Below are 13,780 nucleotides of genomic sequence, written 5' to 3'. Positions count from 1 at the left end.
GTACTTTTACCTTATGGACTTACAAGATCAATTAAAAAAATTATTTCCAGATCATGAGCCTTCAAATGAACCTGAAGCAATTGAAGAGCAACATCACGAATTATTCGTGCAAAAAGAACCTATGATTTGTAAATATGAAAAGCGAAAAGGAAAACCTACAACCATAATTTCAGGTTATGAAGGCGAAGATGAAGATTTTAAAATCTTAGCTAAGGAAATCAAAAGCAAATTAGCTGTTGGTGGAAGTTTTAAAGATGGAGAAATCATCATTCAAGGTGATTATCGCGATAAAATAATGAAAATACTTCAAGACAAAGGGTTTAAAACCAAACGTGTTGGAGGATAATTTCAATTTTAAAATTACGAATTATAAATTACGAATTGCTTAAAGCTTTCTGCCTAAAGCATAATGCATATTTAAAATGATAAAAGATTCTGAATTAATATTAAACCCAGATGGCAGTGTGTATCACATCAATCTGAAGCCCGAAAATATAGCAAATGATATCATCTTTGTAGGTGACCAACATAGAGTTGAAAAAATAACGCAACATTTCGAAAGTATTGAATTCACAACACAAAAGCGTGAATTTAAAACACAAACTGGTATTTACAAAGGAAAACGCATGACAGTATTGTCTACAGGAATTGGTCCTGACAACATCGATATTGTCATGAACGAGTTAGATGCTTTAGTAAATGTAGATTTAAAAACGCGTACAATTAAACCAGAATTAACTTCGTTAAATATTGTTCGAATAGGAACTTCGGGTTCGTTACAAGCCGATATTCCTGTAGATAGTTTTGTAATGAGTCAATACGGCTTAGGTTTAGATAATATGCTTCGCTCCTATTTAATTGATGAAGTTTCTGAAAAAGACATGGAAGACGCATTTATTTCGCAAACCAATTGGGATTTACGCAAAGGTCGTCCATATGTAATTTCATGTAGTAAATCTTTAGAAAAACGTATCGAAAGTGATAAAGTTTTTAAAGGATTTACAGGAACAGCCGGTGGTTTTTATGGACCTCAAGGTCGTGTTGTTCGTTTAGGAATTCAAGATCCAGAATTAAACAACAAAATGGATAGCTTCAATTATAATGGAACTCGTATGACCAACTTAGAAATGGAAACGGGCGCAATTTACGGATTAGGAAAACTTTTAGGTCACGAATGTTTATCTATGAATGCCATTATTGCGAATCGTGCAACTGGTAATTTTAGTGCTGATCCTTACAAAGTCGTGGATGATTTAATTGAATATACACTGAATAAGTTAGCAGAATAACTAGTGAATTCAATATTCATAGATCAAAGTTGAATATTCTAAATTTTAAATTATGAAATTAAAATAATGGTTTTTATTAAAAATTTTGAATCAGCATTACAAAATATAGCACAAAACAACTCATTAATTTTAGTTGACGATTTTGAGTTGAAGATTAGTACAACCAAATGGTCTAAAAAAGAAATTTTAGGACATTTAATAGATTCTGCAATTAATAATATTCAACGTTTTACAGAAATTCAATATTTTGAAAAACCTTATGTAATAAGAAAATATCAACAAGATGAGTTGGTACAATTTAATAATTATCAAAATAAAAATAGTGATGATTTAATTAATTTATGGTTACAATTAAATAGTCATATTTTATATCTTATTAATAATCAAACGAAAGAAACCTTATCCTATCAAATTATTCTTCCCAATGGAGAAATGTCTAATTTCAAGTTTTTAATCGAAGATTATTTAGATCATTTATTTTACCATTTAAAGCAAATAAACCATGAATCTTAAACTCGAAACAGAGCGTTTAATACTTCGTCCATTAGAATTGTCTGATGTTGATGATATGTTTGCAATGGATTCAAATCCAAATGTTCATATTTATTTAGGGAACAATCCATTAAAAACTAAAGAAGAAAGTTTAGGCTATTTAAAAAACATACAAAATCAATACAAAGAAAACGGAATCGGTCGCTTTGCCATGATTAAAAAAGAAAGCAATGAGTTTATTGGTTGGTGCGGTTTAAAATTCATAACCGAAGAAGAAAACAATCATTCTCATTTTTATGAAATTGGTTATCGCTTAAAAGAAGAATTTTGGGGAAAAGGTTATGCTTATGAAGCAGCAAAAGCTTGGTATGAATACGCTTTTAATAAACTAAAAGTAGATACTTTATATGCTTCTGCACATATTGACAACAAAGGTTCTCGAAGAATTTTAGAAAAAATAGGGTTGCAATTTAAAAACGAATACATTTGGGATAATCGCATTCCTTGTGTTTGGTACGCATCAAAATAATTTTTAAAAAGCAAAAACAATGAAAACAATAAAAATAGTTGGCGTTCCAGAACATTTTAATTTGCCTTGGCAAATGTGTATTGAAAATGGCGAGTTTGAAGATGCTGGCATAAACTTAGAATGGACAGACATTCCTGAAGGAACTGGAAAAATGTGCCAAATGCTTCGTGATGGAGAAACCGATATGGCTGTAATTCTTACTGAAGGAATTGTGAAAGATATTGTCGCGGGAAATCCATCATCAATTGTTCAGGTTTATGTAAAATCACCTTTAATTTGGGGAATTCACGTTGCTGCCAACTCAAATTATAAAACTTTAGCCGATTTAAAAGGCACAAAAGCTGCGATTTCACGTTTGGGTTCTGGTTCGCATTTAATGAGTATTGTTAATGCGCAAAATCAAGGTTGGAACACTAACGATTTACAATTTGAAATTGTTAATACAATCGATGGCGCTGTTGAATCGTTAACCAAAGGTGAAGCTGATTATTTTATGTGGGAACGCTTTATGACAAAACCTTTAGTCGATAATGGAACGTTTCGACGTGTTGCCGATTGCCCTACGCCTTGGCCATGTTTTGTTATAGCAGTTCGTAATGAAGTTTTAGAAAACAACTCAAATATTATTGAGCAAATTCTAGATATTATCAATGCAACAACCGAAGAGTTCAAATACATTCCAAGTATCGATAGAACTTTGGCTAACAAATACAATCAAAAACTAGAAGATATTCAAGAATGGTTGTCGTTAACACAATGGTCGCAAAAACAAATCGATAAAAACACTTTAGAAAAAGTTCAAAACCAATTGCTTTCGTTAAATATTATTGAAAATAAATTGCCATTTGAAGCAATCGCTAAATAATTGCTTAATTTTATCGTTTTAAAATCAGATGGTTTCATTGTCCCAAATTTCTTTAAAACAATTAAAAGAGAAGCTTTCTTTGCCAAAGCCTTGGGATAATGTTATTATATTCATTTTAAATGTTTTAATAGCCATTCCGCTATTTCTTATAGCACATCAAAATCTTATTGAATTACCTTGGGCTTACAACTTCGACCGTGTATTTTTATTTATAGGAATTGTTGTTGTAATTCAATTGTTATTGCGTTTGCTAAAAACCATCATTGTACTTTGTATTTTTATCTATTTACTGGTTTTATTATACGGAACTGTTTTTGGAGAATACGGTTTCCAACGTGTTTTTGAAGATTATCGTTACATGATTTACGCCATGAGCGAGAACCCGAAACCGCAAGACATTATCATTTCAAAGCTTCTACCCTTTCCTAATAAATCGAAGATTATCGATGCAGTGGATTATTCCAATCCTAAAGTGCGAAACTTTGCTTTATCGGCAACGACCAAACATTTTAAAGACATTAAATATCCTGAAAGCGAACGCTTAATGGTACAATGTTTTGCGGTTTTTGCCGAAATTAAAAAACGTTGGAATTACGTTAACGACCCAAAAGGTCGTGAATACATTGCCTATGCATCCGAGAGTTTACAGCATTTCTCTGGTGATTGTGACGACCATGCGATATTAATGGCAGCTTGTATAAAAGCTGTTGGCGGTTCGCCTCGATTAATTCATACGGGCGGACATATTTATCCGGAAATGTTAATTGGTACGCAAGCCGATTTGGAAACTGCGGTCTATTTGATTAAACAAGTTTTGTTCGTAAAAGAAAGTAAAAACAAAGACATACATTACCATATAGACGAACGCGGAAATATTTGGTTAAACCTTGATTATACTGCAACTTATCCTGGCGGACCTTTTATGAAAGAAGAAATTCTTGGGGAATTGACGCTTTAATTAATTTAAACTTAATTAAAAAGATAAGCTACAACTTGTTTATAATTTATTTATTTACTATTTTAGTTAAATTATTAATTAATAATGTTTTTATACTAATAAAATTTAAATTTAGAATATGGATGGACAAAACTTAAATTTTGGAAAAGAACTTGAATTAACTGTAGAAGATCTAAATTTTGTTAATTTAGTTGAAAAAGAAATTGCAAAATTAACAGATGAAGAAAGAAAAAATGGATTTAGAAATTACATCCAGACTATTGGCACTTGTGGCTTTGCTGGAAGTGGAGGATATCAAACTTTAATAAATACTGATAAGAATAATGGTTATAAGGTAACTATAAGAGAATATTCTTCAAGGGGTACAATTAGTAACCCAGTTAGAGAGTATGATTTAATTATCAATAAATTGGGTAAAATTGATTTAGGTTGTACAAGAAGTAACTTATTTAATGGTAATACATACATTAGGCATATAATTAACGAAATCATAACGCATTAACAATTTTTATTTACTTCATTAATAAATGATATCCAAAATCTTTACATAGTTACAAAAATTTAAAATCTTTAATTATGAAATATTCTATTAAAAAATTAATTTTAGAAATTGATGGTATAGAAGTTAATGCTACTCCTGTCCCAAAAAATGAACTTGAAAAAGTTAGAAGTGAATTAGAAAATGATGGGCAAAAATTATCTTGTTCTTGTGGTGATCAATGGTGTAGTCCAAATGGCTATTTATGGGTTTGTAACTTAGGTAATGGAAATAACTGTGAATGGTTTAGTACTGATTGGAGATGTAATCCGTAAGCTATTTTCTTAATTAAGCTCTTAGTAAAGTATTTTTTAATATAGCTTTAATTTACTTTACCACTCAATCCCGATAGCGCGGATTTTCAGTCCGTGCTTCTTTTTTAACCTACCATTCAATTTTCTCTTTCCCAACACATTTCAAAATCTCATTCGTTTTCATAAAATGTTGGTTACCAAACCATTTTCCTTGGTTGGCGCTCATCGGTGATGGATGTCCAGAAGTTAACACATGATGTTTTGTAGTATCAATTAAGCTCGCTTTCTTTTGCGCAAAACTTCCCCATAACAAAAACACTACATTTTCCTTTTCGTTAGAAATCGTTTGTATTACAGCATCGGTAAATTGTTGCCAATGCAAATGTTTGTGACTATTTGGCGTATCTTTTCTCACCGTTAACGTAGCGTTTAACAATAAAACACCTTGTTTTGCCCAACGCTCTAAATTTCCAGAAGTTTGTTCAATGGGTTCAAAAATAGATTCGTATTCAGCATTAATTTCACGGTAAATATTTCGCAATGAAGGTGGAATTTTTATGCCATCATTCACCGAAAATGCTAACCCATTTGCTTCGCCTTCACCATGATACGGATCTTGTCCTAAAATTACCACATTTACAGCATCAAAAGCACACGCATTAAACGCATTAAAAATCAACTCCTTTGGCGGAAAACAAGTATGCAATATATATTCTTCTTCCACTTTTTGTTGCAAGTCTTTAAAATACGGTTTTTCAAACTCTTGTTGTAAGTGTTGTTGCCAAGACGAATCGATTTTTGCGAACATACTTTAAAATTTTCTCAAAAATAGAAATAAATCATACAAATGCTTGTAAATTTGCAGTTAAAGCGAGAAAAAGAAGATGATTTCAGTCACTAAAAAGACCTTACAAGATTTAGAATTCAATACCATTTTAGAAACCATTGCGGCCTATTGTAATACCGAATTAGGGAATCAAAAAGCATTGGCTATTGAGCCTTTTCAATACAAAGCGCAATTGTTGGCTAATTTGAAGCAAACTTCTGAATATCAAGCTTCTTTTACCAATAATAATGCAATTCCTAATCACGGATTTGAAACCATTTCAAACGAACTTAAATTTTTAGGAATTGAAGATAGTTTTCTGGAAGCACAAAGTTTTAAAAAACTCGCTCATGTTGCCGAAACTGCGATTACCTTAATTAAATACTTCAAAAAGTTTGAAGACTATTATCCCGAACTAAACAAAAAAGCGATTGAAATTGCAGTTGAAAAACAAATCAATGCTTCCATTGATAATGTGTTTGATAAATATGGCGAAATTAAAAACAATGCTTCGCCAGATTTGGTTCACATTCGTAAAAGTATTCAAATCGTTCGCGGAAAAATCAACCAGAGTTTTGGTTTAGCGCTAACGCAATACAATTCGGCAGGATATTTAGATGATATTAAAGAAACAATAGTAGAAAATCGCAGAGTTTTAGCGGTTTTAGCAATGTATCGCAAGAAAGTGAAAGGTTCGGTGATGGGAAGTTCTAAAACCGGAAGTATAGTGTATATAGAACCAGAAGCAACTTTACGCTATTCTCGTGAATTAGCCGATTTACTGCAAGATGAACGCGAGGAAATTGTACGCATTTTAAAACGATTAACAAATGAAATTCGTCCGTTTAAAGAAAACTTAGCTGAATATCAAGAGTTTCTTAGCGATATTGATGTTATTGCTGCAAAGGCGAAATATGCAAATAAAATTAACGGACTTTTACCGAATATTACTAACGAAAAGCGTTTGTATTTTCGAGATGCCTTCCACCCTATTTTGTGGATAAACAACAAAGCTAAAAACGAAGTCATTTATCCCCAAACTATCGAATTACAAAACGATAACCGAATTATTGTAATTTCTGGACCCAATGCTGGAGGAAAAAGTATTACACTGAAAACTATAGGTTTATTACAGTTGATGCTGCAAAGTGGCATTTTGATTCCGGTTCACGAACGAAGCGAAACTTTTTTATTCGATAGAATTTTAACGGATATTGGCGATAATCAATCTATTGAAAATCATTTGAGTACCTATAGTTATCGTTTAAAGAACATGAACTATTTCTTGAAGAAATGTAACGATAAAACTTTGTTCTTAATTGACGAATTTGGTACCGGTTCCGATCCTGAATTAGGTGGTGCTTTAGCGGAAACATTTTTAGAAGAATTTTACGCTCGTGAAGCTTTCGGAATTATTACTACGCATTATACCAATTTGAAGATATTGGCGAATGAATTACCATTTGCAACAAATGCCAACATGCTATTTGATGAGAAATCATTAGAGCCGATGTATAAATTACATTTAGGCCAAGCTGGAAGTTCGTTTACTTTTGAAGTAGCACAAAAAAATGGCATTCCGTATGGTTTGATTAATCGTGCGAAAAAGAAAATCGAAAAAGGAAAAGTTCGTTTCGATAAAACCATAGCAACGCTACAAAAAGAGCGTTCGAAATTAGAAAAAACGTCTCAAACTTTAAAAGAAGAAGAAAGCAAAGCGCGAGAAGAAAGTCAGAAAATGGAACAGATTAATGCTAAAATTCAAGACAAATTAGAGCGTTATCAAGAATTATATGATGCGAACCAACGCCTGATTTACTTGGGTCAACGTTTAGACGATATGTCTGAAAAGTATTTCAACAACAAAGACAAAAAAGTATTAATTGGAGAATTTTTGAAAATGGTTGAGATTGAAAACTCAAAAAGGAAGAAAATCACCAAGAAGGAAAAAATTGCTAAAGAAAAGGTTGAAAAAGAAGTAATTGCAGAAGTACAAGTTAAAGTAGAAGAAATTCGAAAAGAGAAGAAAGAAAAGAAAATTGAAGCTAAAAAAGCGGAAGAAAATAAACCAAAAGTTGTACTGAAAGTTGGTGATAGAGTTCGTATGATTGATGGAAAAGCTATTGGAACTATTGATAAAATTGAGAAAACCAAAGCTGTTGTAAATTATGGTATCTTTACTTCAAAAGTGAGTTTAGATCAATTGGAATATATTCAACCTATCTAATTTGAAAATTTATTGGTTTGAAAATATGAAGATGGAATTCGTAATTTAAAATTCGTAATTGTTAATTATGATTAATTTACCTGAAAATAAAAAGATTATTCTGTTTGATGGCGTTTGCAATTTGTGTGATGTTTCAGTTCAGTTTATTATAAAAAATGACAAGAACGATGTTTTTAGATTTGTTGCGATACAATCTGAATTAGGTCAACAAATCATCAAATACTTAGGAATTGATACTTCAAAAACCGATTCTATTATTTTATACGAACCTGGAATTGCATACTATTTCAAAGCTGAAGCAGCATTGCGTATTGCTAAAGAATTAAAAAGTTGGCATGCTGTACTTTACATATTTATTCACGTTCCAAATTTCATTAAAAATGGAGTTTATGATTTTATAGCCAAAAATCGTTACAAATGGTATGGTAAAAAAGAAGCGTGTATGATTCCAACTCCAGAATTAAAAGCAAAGTTTTTAGAGTAGTATGACAAAAATCAGTTTTTAATTTTACGTAACGATGTAATTTTGTTTAAATTCTAAAACTAAAAACATGAAAAGTCTAGTTCTTCCTTTATTTGATTTTACTAATGGTGCTTTTATAATGGTTGGAATATTTACCTTAGTAATTTTAGGACTTGTTGGTGCAGTAATGATGATGATGAATTCCGATAAAAAGAAAAAAGAAAACGACTAAGATTACTTAGTCGTTTTTATATACTTTATTTTGTAAAAAATAATCAGCAATTACCAAAGCCGCCATAGCTTCAACTATAGGAACGGCTCTCGGCACAACACAAGGATCGTGTCTACCTTTTCCTTGTTGTTCAATTAATTCACCTCTATTAGTAAGCACTTCTTGTTTTTGTATTAATGTTGCAACAGGTTTAAATGCTACTCTAAAATAAATATCCATACCGTTGCTGATTCCACCTTGAATTCCACCCGATAGATTCGTTTTTGTAGTTCCATCTTCATTGTAAGAGTCGTTATGATCGCTTCCTTTCATTTTAGCACCACAAAATCCGCTACCAAATTCAAAGCCTTTAACAGCATTAATCGAAAGCATTGCTTTTCCTAATTCTGCATGTAGTTTATCAAAAACAGGTTCGCCCAATCCAATGGGAACATTTTGAATTACACAAGTAATTGTACCGCCAATAGTATCTCCTTGTTTTTTGATTTCTTTAATGTGTTCTTCCATTTTTAAAGCACTAGCTTCATCTGGGCAGCGAACAGCATTACTTTCAATTTTTGAAAAATCTAACTCTTGATACGGTTTATCTATAAAAATTTCACCAACTGATGAAACAAATGCATTTATTTTAATTTGAGGAATAATTTGCTTAGCTATTGCTCCACCTACTACTCTACTTGCTGTTTCTCTTGCAGAACTTCTTCCACCACCACGATAATCTCTTATACCATATTTTTGTTCGTAAACATAATCGGCATGACTTGGACGATATGAGTTTTCAATATGTGAATAATCATTAGACTTTTGATTGGTATTTGGAATAATAAAACCTATTGGTGTCCCCGTTGTTTTTCTTTCAAAAATTCCAGACAAAAACTGAACTTCATCTTCTTCTTTTCTTTGTGTAACAATAGAAGATTGCCCAGGTTTTCTTCGTTGCATTTCTTTTTGTATAGACTCAAAATCTAGTTCAATCCCAGCAGGACAACCATCAATAATTCCACCTAATGCTTCTCCATGAGATTCTCCAAAAGTTGTAAGTTTAAATAATTTTCCAAAGGTATTCCCTGCCATATTGAATTGGTTTTCCACAAAAATAGCTATTTTTTAAACGCAATACCTATACTTTTATTTAACATAAGACTTTTATCCATAACAAATTGATAATATTACATTTATGCTGAATTAATTTAAGTATACTTTTTTTGAAGAAACTTTCATTTTGAAAAAAAGATCAGTTGAACTTGTTGTAATTTCCGATGTACACTTAGGAACCTATGGTTGTCATGCTAAAGAATTATTGGAATATTTGAATTCTATTAAACCTAAAACTTTAATTTTAAATGGTGATATTATTGACATTTGGAATTTCAGAAAATCTTATTTTCCAAAATCACATTTAAAAGTCATAAAAAAACTGCTAAGTTTTTCTACTAAAGGAACAAAAGTCTACTATTTAACAGGTAATCATGATGAAATGCTACGCAAATTCAGCGATACTCATATGGGTAACTTTTCATTGCTCGACAAAATTGTATTAGAACTTAATGGTAAAAAAGCATGGTTTTTTCATGGCGATGTTTTTGATAGCTCAGTTCATTCTGCCAAATGGATTGCAAAACTAGGTGGAGTTGGGTACGATTATTTAATTTTATTAAATCGATTTATTAATTGGTGTTTAAGTAAAATTGGTAAAGAGCCTTATTCACTTTCAAAAAAGATAAAAGGAAGTGTAAAAAAAGCCGTTAAATTTATTTCAGATTTCGAAAAAACTGCTTCTGATATTGCCATTGACAATCAATATGATTTTGTTGTTTGTGGTCACATTCATGAACCGAAAATTATTAGAAAATCAACTTCAAAAGGGTCAACTTTATATTTAAATTCAGGTGATTGGATTGAAAATCTTACTGCATTAGAATATAATAGAAAGCGTTGGAAATTATATGAACACAAACCAATTTTAGAAGTTAACGAGGAAGAAGAATATTTTATGATGGAATCGACTTTAAGTGAACAAATGTTTGTGAATTTGATAAATACCCATAAATAATATATATTAGCTTTCTAAATCTTTAACATTTATGAAAGCCTTAAAAGTATTACCTTTTTTATTTATTTTAACCTTATTCTCTTGTTCTTCTGATTCTGATGATTCCAATAATGGTTCCAACCTACCTTATAATCTAACATTGACAGATGGAGATTATTGGACTTATGATGTTACAGGTGCAGCAGGAACTTCGCGCGATTCGTTATACATTGCAAATGACACCGTAATAAGCGGAAAAACCTATAAAAAATTTAAAACTGAAAGTTTACCAACTGGTTTTTATTCTTCAAGTTTAAACAACAATGGTGTAAGGATGGAAAATTACAACCTTCTTTTATCAGGAAGCTTAGATTTTGGAGCTAATCAGGGTTTACCAACAAATATTTCAATTTCATTAGACGATTTTGTAATTTTTAATCCAAATGCAAGTCAAGGTACTACGCTAGATACGTATTCAGACTCTTTTCAACAAACCGTTGGAACTTTTCCTTTAACAATTAACTATACACTTAAGTCAACAGCTGGCAATAGTTATACAACGTTTACTTCAAATGGAGAAACTTATACAAATGTAAAATCTACTATTATCACTTTGAACATGAATATTACTACTGATTTTAATGGATTTGCATTGCCTGTATTAAGTAGCCAAGATGTATTAGTTTCTGAACAATTAATTGCAGAAAACATTGGAGTATTCAAATCAAACTCAACTTTCAGTTATACTATAGATCCTTTATTTGCTTCTCAAATCTCACAATTTGGAATTCCTGCAAGTGCTTCTCAAGATCAAGAAGAGTTATTAGACACTTATCTTATTAATTAATCATAATTTTATAAATAAAAAAGAAAATAATATAAACCTTCGTCACGTTATTATATCTAAATTTGTAATAAATTAAATACGAAAATTATGAAAAAATTACTTTTATCAGCTTTTATACTATTCGGAATGGTATTTAGCGCTCAAGCACAGGACATTTCAAAAAATGCATTAGGATTACGTTTAGGTGATAATGATGGTTTTGGTGGAGAAATTTCATACCAAAGAGGATTATCGTCAAACAACAGATTAGAATTTGATTTAGGATGGAGAAACAGTAAAAATGTTGATGCCTTTAAGTTAGTAGGTTTATACCAATGGGTATGGAATATTGATGGGGGTTTTAATTGGTATGCAGGTGCAGGTGCTGGTGTAGGATCTTGGAGTTATAATAAAGATGGATTTAAAGATGATGGTTCATTTGTATTAGCTGCTGGTGATTTAGGTATCGAATATAATTTTGATTTCCCATTACAATTATCATTAGACTTCAGACCTGAGTTATATTTTGGTGGAGACTATGCTGATTTTAGAGATGGATTTGGTCCAGATATCGCATTAGGTATTAGATATAGATGGTAATAGATACCAATTAAAATAAAAAAATCCCGAATCAATCGGGATTTTTTTATTTTAATATAACTTTATCAGCTTTAGGTATCAATGAAATGCAAAAAGGATGCGTTATTACCATTGTAACCATATCTCCTTTTCCAGGTTTAATTTCTTTAGTCTTAACATATAAAATAGATTCTTTCCAATAAACTTCCTCAATTTCAATAGAGTATCCACCTGTAGTTCTTTCTCCCAAATAAGTAACTAATACATCGTTTTCTTTAAAATTAATATCGAGTAATTTTTGGTCTTCAATATCATTTAAATTTAAGCGATTAATAAGCTCTAAATATTTATTATTTGTATGAATATGTTCAAAACTGAGTTCTGATTTACCACCTATTTCAGCTTTATATAAATTTTCAAAAGAATTATCTGAATATATTTTTTTTGAAGAATTACATGAAAACAAAAAGAAACTAAATAAAATGGCTAATTTTCTCATATTGATTGCAAAGCTTTGTTATAAATATTTTCATAAAGAGGTAGAATATTTTTAATATCAAATAATGTAGCATTATTAAGAGCATTGCTTTTAAATTGATTTAATAAATCTTCATTCTCTAATACCTTAATAGCATTTTCACTCATTTCAACTACATTTCCAACATCACTTAAAAATCCAGTTTTCCCATGAATATTAACTTCTGGCAATCCACCTGAATTAGTAGAAATAACTGGTACACCACATGCCATAGCTTCAAGAGCAGCTAAACCAAAACTTTCTGTTTCTGATGGTAATAAAAATAAATCAGAATAGCATAAAATTTTATCAATTTCATTACTATTTCCAAAAAAAATAACTTTATTAGAAATGTTTAAATCTTCGCATAATTGTTCAGCTTTTTCTTTTTCAGGACCATCACCAACCATCATTAATTTTGCTGGCAGTTTTTCTTGAACTTTATAGAAAATTCGAATTACATCTTCAATTCGCTTTACTTTTCTGAAGTTTGAAATGTGAGTAATGATTCGTTCATTTTCTTTAGCCATTAAACTTCTTGAACAAGGAGCTTGTTTTGAAATTTCTGTTTTATCTATCTCAATAAAGTTTGGAATAACTTCTATTTCTTTTTTGATCTCAAAAAGTTTATAAGTATCGTCTCGCAAACTTTTAGAAACACTTGTCACAATATCAGATTGATTAATACTGAAATTAACTGCTGGACGATAAAATGGATGCTTCCCAACTAATGTAATATCAGTACCGTGTAAAGTTGTTACCATTGGAACTTTTATTCCTTCTTCTTCTAACATTTTTTTAGCCATATAACCTGCATATGCATGTGGAATTGCATAATGTACATGAAGAAGTTCAATTTTATGTAACTTTATCATATCTACTAACTTACTAGATAAAGCAAGCTCATACGGTTGATAATGAAATAAGGGATATTCGGGAACGTGAACTTCGTGGTAAAAAATATTTTGATTTAATAATTCTAAACGAACGGGTTGGCGGTAGGTTATAAAATGAATTTCGTGACCTCTTCTTGCCAGTTCAAGGCCTAACTCAGTAGCTACAACTCCACTACCACCAAAGGTAGGATAACAAACAATTGCAATCTTCATAATAATTTTTTCAAATCCTGGATAAAGTTACTTCTATAAATACA

Annotated in this window: 18 protein-coding genes; 14 read left to right on the top strand and 4 right to left on the bottom strand. The window is 30.8% G+C overall.

Annotated elements, in window-relative coordinates; genetic code table 11:
- The first annotated feature begins 13 nt into the window (after positions 1-13).
- The 8 genes from KK2020170_RS10015 to KK2020170_RS09980 all read left to right on the top strand — a co-directional run bounded on the left by KK2020170_RS10015 (position 14) and on the right by KK2020170_RS09980 (position 4,946).
- Positions 14-346 carry a translation initiation factor gene (locus tag KK2020170_RS10015; RefSeq protein ID WP_221258198.1) on the top strand — a complete coding sequence of 111 codons (333 nt, stop codon included), beginning with the start codon at positions 14-16 and terminating at the stop codon, positions 344-346.
- Positions 347-422: 76 nt separating this feature from the next.
- Positions 423-1,289, top strand: a complete 867-nt coding sequence (locus KK2020170_RS10010; RefSeq protein ID WP_221258197.1) for a nucleoside phosphorylase — start codon at positions 423-425, stop codon at positions 1,287-1,289.
- Between the two features lie 66 nt (positions 1,290-1,355).
- The gene (locus tag KK2020170_RS10005; protein WP_221258196.1) at positions 1,356-1,802 is read left to right on the top strand and encodes a DinB family protein; all 447 of its coding nucleotides are present in this window, start codon (positions 1,356-1,358) and stop codon (positions 1,800-1,802) included.
- Positions 1,792-2,310 (top strand): GNAT family N-acetyltransferase, encoded by a 519-nt coding sequence (locus KK2020170_RS10000; protein WP_221258195.1) that lies wholly within the window; start codon positions 1,792-1,794, stop codon positions 2,308-2,310. The genes KK2020170_RS10005 and KK2020170_RS10000 overlap by 11 nt, the downstream gene beginning before the upstream one ends.
- A 19-nt stretch (positions 2,311-2,329) precedes the next feature.
- Positions 2,330-3,175 (top strand): substrate-binding domain-containing protein, encoded by an 846-nt coding sequence (locus KK2020170_RS09995; protein WP_221258194.1) that lies wholly within the window; start codon positions 2,330-2,332, stop codon positions 3,173-3,175.
- Between the two features lie 28 nt (positions 3,176-3,203).
- Positions 3,204-4,133: a transglutaminase-like domain-containing protein gene (locus tag KK2020170_RS09990; RefSeq protein WP_221258193.1), complete on the top strand. Its 930-nt coding sequence runs from the start codon at positions 3,204-3,206 to the stop codon at positions 4,131-4,133.
- Positions 4,134-4,251: 118 nt separating this feature from the next.
- Positions 4,252-4,635, top strand: a complete 384-nt coding sequence (locus tag KK2020170_RS09985) for a hypothetical protein (protein WP_221258192.1) — start codon at positions 4,252-4,254, stop codon at positions 4,633-4,635.
- Positions 4,636-4,709: 74 nt separating this feature from the next.
- A complete protein-coding gene (locus KK2020170_RS09980; protein ID WP_221258191.1) occupies positions 4,710-4,946 on the top strand; it encodes a hypothetical protein in 237 nt (78 codons plus the stop codon).
- Between the two features lie 109 nt (positions 4,947-5,055).
- Here the strand turns inward: KK2020170_RS09980 and KK2020170_RS09975 are convergent, their stop codons facing one another.
- Positions 5,056-5,733, bottom strand: a complete 678-nt coding sequence (locus tag KK2020170_RS09975; protein ID WP_221258190.1) for a uracil-DNA glycosylase — start codon at positions 5,731-5,733, stop codon at positions 5,056-5,058.
- 76 nt (positions 5,734-5,809) lie between these two features.
- On the opposite strand from KK2020170_RS09975, the gene KK2020170_RS09970 reads away from it, so the two are divergent.
- The 3 genes from KK2020170_RS09970 (at position 5,810) to KK2020170_RS09960 (ending at position 8,673) form a co-directional block, all read left to right on the top strand.
- Positions 5,810-7,978: an endonuclease MutS2 gene (locus tag KK2020170_RS09970; RefSeq protein ID WP_221258189.1), complete on the top strand. Its 2,169-nt coding sequence runs from the start codon at positions 5,810-5,812 to the stop codon at positions 7,976-7,978.
- 67 nt (positions 7,979-8,045) lie between these two features.
- Positions 8,046-8,462, top strand: coding sequence for a thiol-disulfide oxidoreductase DCC family protein (locus KK2020170_RS09965; RefSeq protein ID WP_221258188.1), 417 nt, complete (start codon positions 8,046-8,048; stop codon positions 8,460-8,462).
- A gap of 67 nt (positions 8,463-8,529) precedes the next feature.
- Complete coding sequence (locus KK2020170_RS09960) at positions 8,530-8,673, top strand: hypothetical protein (protein ID WP_221258187.1); 144 nt, start codon at positions 8,530-8,532, stop codon at positions 8,671-8,673.
- A 6-nt stretch (positions 8,674-8,679) separates the two neighbouring features.
- Here KK2020170_RS09960 and aroC read toward each other — a convergent pair whose 3' ends face one another.
- Entirely contained in the window at positions 8,680-9,747 is a 1,068-nt protein-coding gene (gene aroC, locus KK2020170_RS09955; protein ID WP_221258186.1) for a chorismate synthase, read from the bottom strand.
- Between the two features lie 148 nt (positions 9,748-9,895).
- Here aroC and KK2020170_RS09950 point away from each other — a divergent pair, with 148 nt between their 5' ends.
- The 3 genes from KK2020170_RS09950 to KK2020170_RS09940 all read left to right on the top strand — a co-directional run bounded on the left by KK2020170_RS09950 (position 9,896) and on the right by KK2020170_RS09940 (position 12,131).
- Positions 9,896-10,726, top strand: coding sequence for a UDP-2,3-diacylglucosamine diphosphatase (locus KK2020170_RS09950; protein ID WP_221258185.1), 831 nt, complete (start codon positions 9,896-9,898; stop codon positions 10,724-10,726).
- A 31-nt stretch (positions 10,727-10,757) separates the two neighbouring features.
- Positions 10,758-11,552, top strand: a complete 795-nt coding sequence (locus KK2020170_RS09945; protein WP_221258184.1) for a hypothetical protein — start codon at positions 10,758-10,760, stop codon at positions 11,550-11,552.
- Between the two features lie 87 nt (positions 11,553-11,639).
- Positions 11,640-12,131 carry a hypothetical protein gene (locus tag KK2020170_RS09940; RefSeq protein WP_221258183.1) on the top strand — a complete coding sequence of 164 codons (492 nt, stop codon included), beginning with the start codon at positions 11,640-11,642 and terminating at the stop codon, positions 12,129-12,131.
- Positions 12,132-12,177: 46 nt separating this feature from the next.
- Here the strand turns inward: KK2020170_RS09940 and KK2020170_RS09935 are convergent, their stop codons facing one another.
- On the bottom strand, positions 12,178-12,609 hold the full coding sequence (locus tag KK2020170_RS09935; RefSeq protein ID WP_221258182.1) for a protease complex subunit PrcB family protein: 432 nt from the start codon (positions 12,607-12,609) through the stop codon (positions 12,178-12,180).
- On the bottom strand, positions 12,606-13,736 hold the full coding sequence (gene bshA, locus KK2020170_RS09930; protein WP_221258181.1) for an N-acetyl-alpha-D-glucosaminyl L-malate synthase BshA: 1,131 nt from the start codon (positions 13,734-13,736) through the stop codon (positions 12,606-12,608). The genes KK2020170_RS09935 and bshA overlap by 4 nt, the downstream gene beginning before the upstream one ends.
- Between the last annotated feature and the right edge of the window lie 44 nt (positions 13,737-13,780).

The organism is Flavobacterium okayamense (assembly GCF_019702945.1).
GTDB lineage: Bacteria > Bacteroidota > Bacteroidia > Flavobacteriales > Flavobacteriaceae > Flavobacterium > Flavobacterium okayamense.
The sequence above is the reverse complement of the archived record's forward strand: the minus strand, read 5'-3'. Positions and strand labels throughout refer to the sequence as shown.

What these genes read in the sequence shown, in the direction of transcription:
- KK2020170_RS10015 (WP_221258198.1), top strand. Translation starts at nt 14, where the DNA reads ATGGACTTACAAGATCAATTAAAAAAATTATTTCCAGATCATGAGCCT.
- KK2020170_RS10010 (WP_221258197.1), top strand. Translation starts at nt 423, where the DNA reads ATGATAAAAGATTCTGAATTAATATTAAACCCAGATGGCAGTGTGTAT.
- KK2020170_RS10005 (WP_221258196.1), top strand. Translation starts at nt 1,356, where the DNA reads ATGGTTTTTATTAAAAATTTTGAATCAGCATTACAAAATATAGCACAA.
- KK2020170_RS10000 (WP_221258195.1), top strand. Translation starts at nt 1,792, where the DNA reads ATGAATCTTAAACTCGAAACAGAGCGTTTAATACTTCGTCCATTAGAA.
- KK2020170_RS09995 (WP_221258194.1), top strand. Translation starts at nt 2,330, where the DNA reads ATGAAAACAATAAAAATAGTTGGCGTTCCAGAACATTTTAATTTGCCT.
- KK2020170_RS09990 (WP_221258193.1), top strand. Translation starts at nt 3,204, where the DNA reads ATGGTTTCATTGTCCCAAATTTCTTTAAAACAATTAAAAGAGAAGCTT.
- KK2020170_RS09985 (WP_221258192.1), top strand. Translation starts at nt 4,252, where the DNA reads ATGGATGGACAAAACTTAAATTTTGGAAAAGAACTTGAATTAACTGTA.
- KK2020170_RS09980 (WP_221258191.1), top strand. Translation starts at nt 4,710, where the DNA reads ATGAAATATTCTATTAAAAAATTAATTTTAGAAATTGATGGTATAGAA.
- KK2020170_RS09975 (WP_221258190.1), bottom strand. Translation starts at nt 5,733, where the DNA reads ATGTTCGCAAAAATCGATTCGTCTTGGCAACAACACTTACAACAAGAG.
- KK2020170_RS09970 (WP_221258189.1), top strand. Translation starts at nt 5,810, where the DNA reads ATGATTTCAGTCACTAAAAAGACCTTACAAGATTTAGAATTCAATACC.
- KK2020170_RS09965 (WP_221258188.1), top strand. Translation starts at nt 8,046, where the DNA reads ATGATTAATTTACCTGAAAATAAAAAGATTATTCTGTTTGATGGCGTT.
- KK2020170_RS09960 (WP_221258187.1), top strand. Translation starts at nt 8,530, where the DNA reads ATGAAAAGTCTAGTTCTTCCTTTATTTGATTTTACTAATGGTGCTTTT.
- aroC (WP_221258186.1), bottom strand. Translation starts at nt 9,747, where the DNA reads ATGGCAGGGAATACCTTTGGAAAATTATTTAAACTTACAACTTTTGGA.
- KK2020170_RS09945 (WP_221258184.1), top strand. Translation starts at nt 10,758, where the DNA reads ATGAAAGCCTTAAAAGTATTACCTTTTTTATTTATTTTAACCTTATTC.
- KK2020170_RS09940 (WP_221258183.1), top strand. Translation starts at nt 11,640, where the DNA reads ATGAAAAAATTACTTTTATCAGCTTTTATACTATTCGGAATGGTATTT.
- KK2020170_RS09935 (WP_221258182.1), bottom strand. Translation starts at nt 12,609, where the DNA reads ATGAGAAAATTAGCCATTTTATTTAGTTTCTTTTTGTTTTCATGTAAT.
- bshA (WP_221258181.1), bottom strand. Translation starts at nt 13,736, where the DNA reads ATGAAGATTGCAATTGTTTGTTATCCTACCTTTGGTGGTAGTGGAGTT.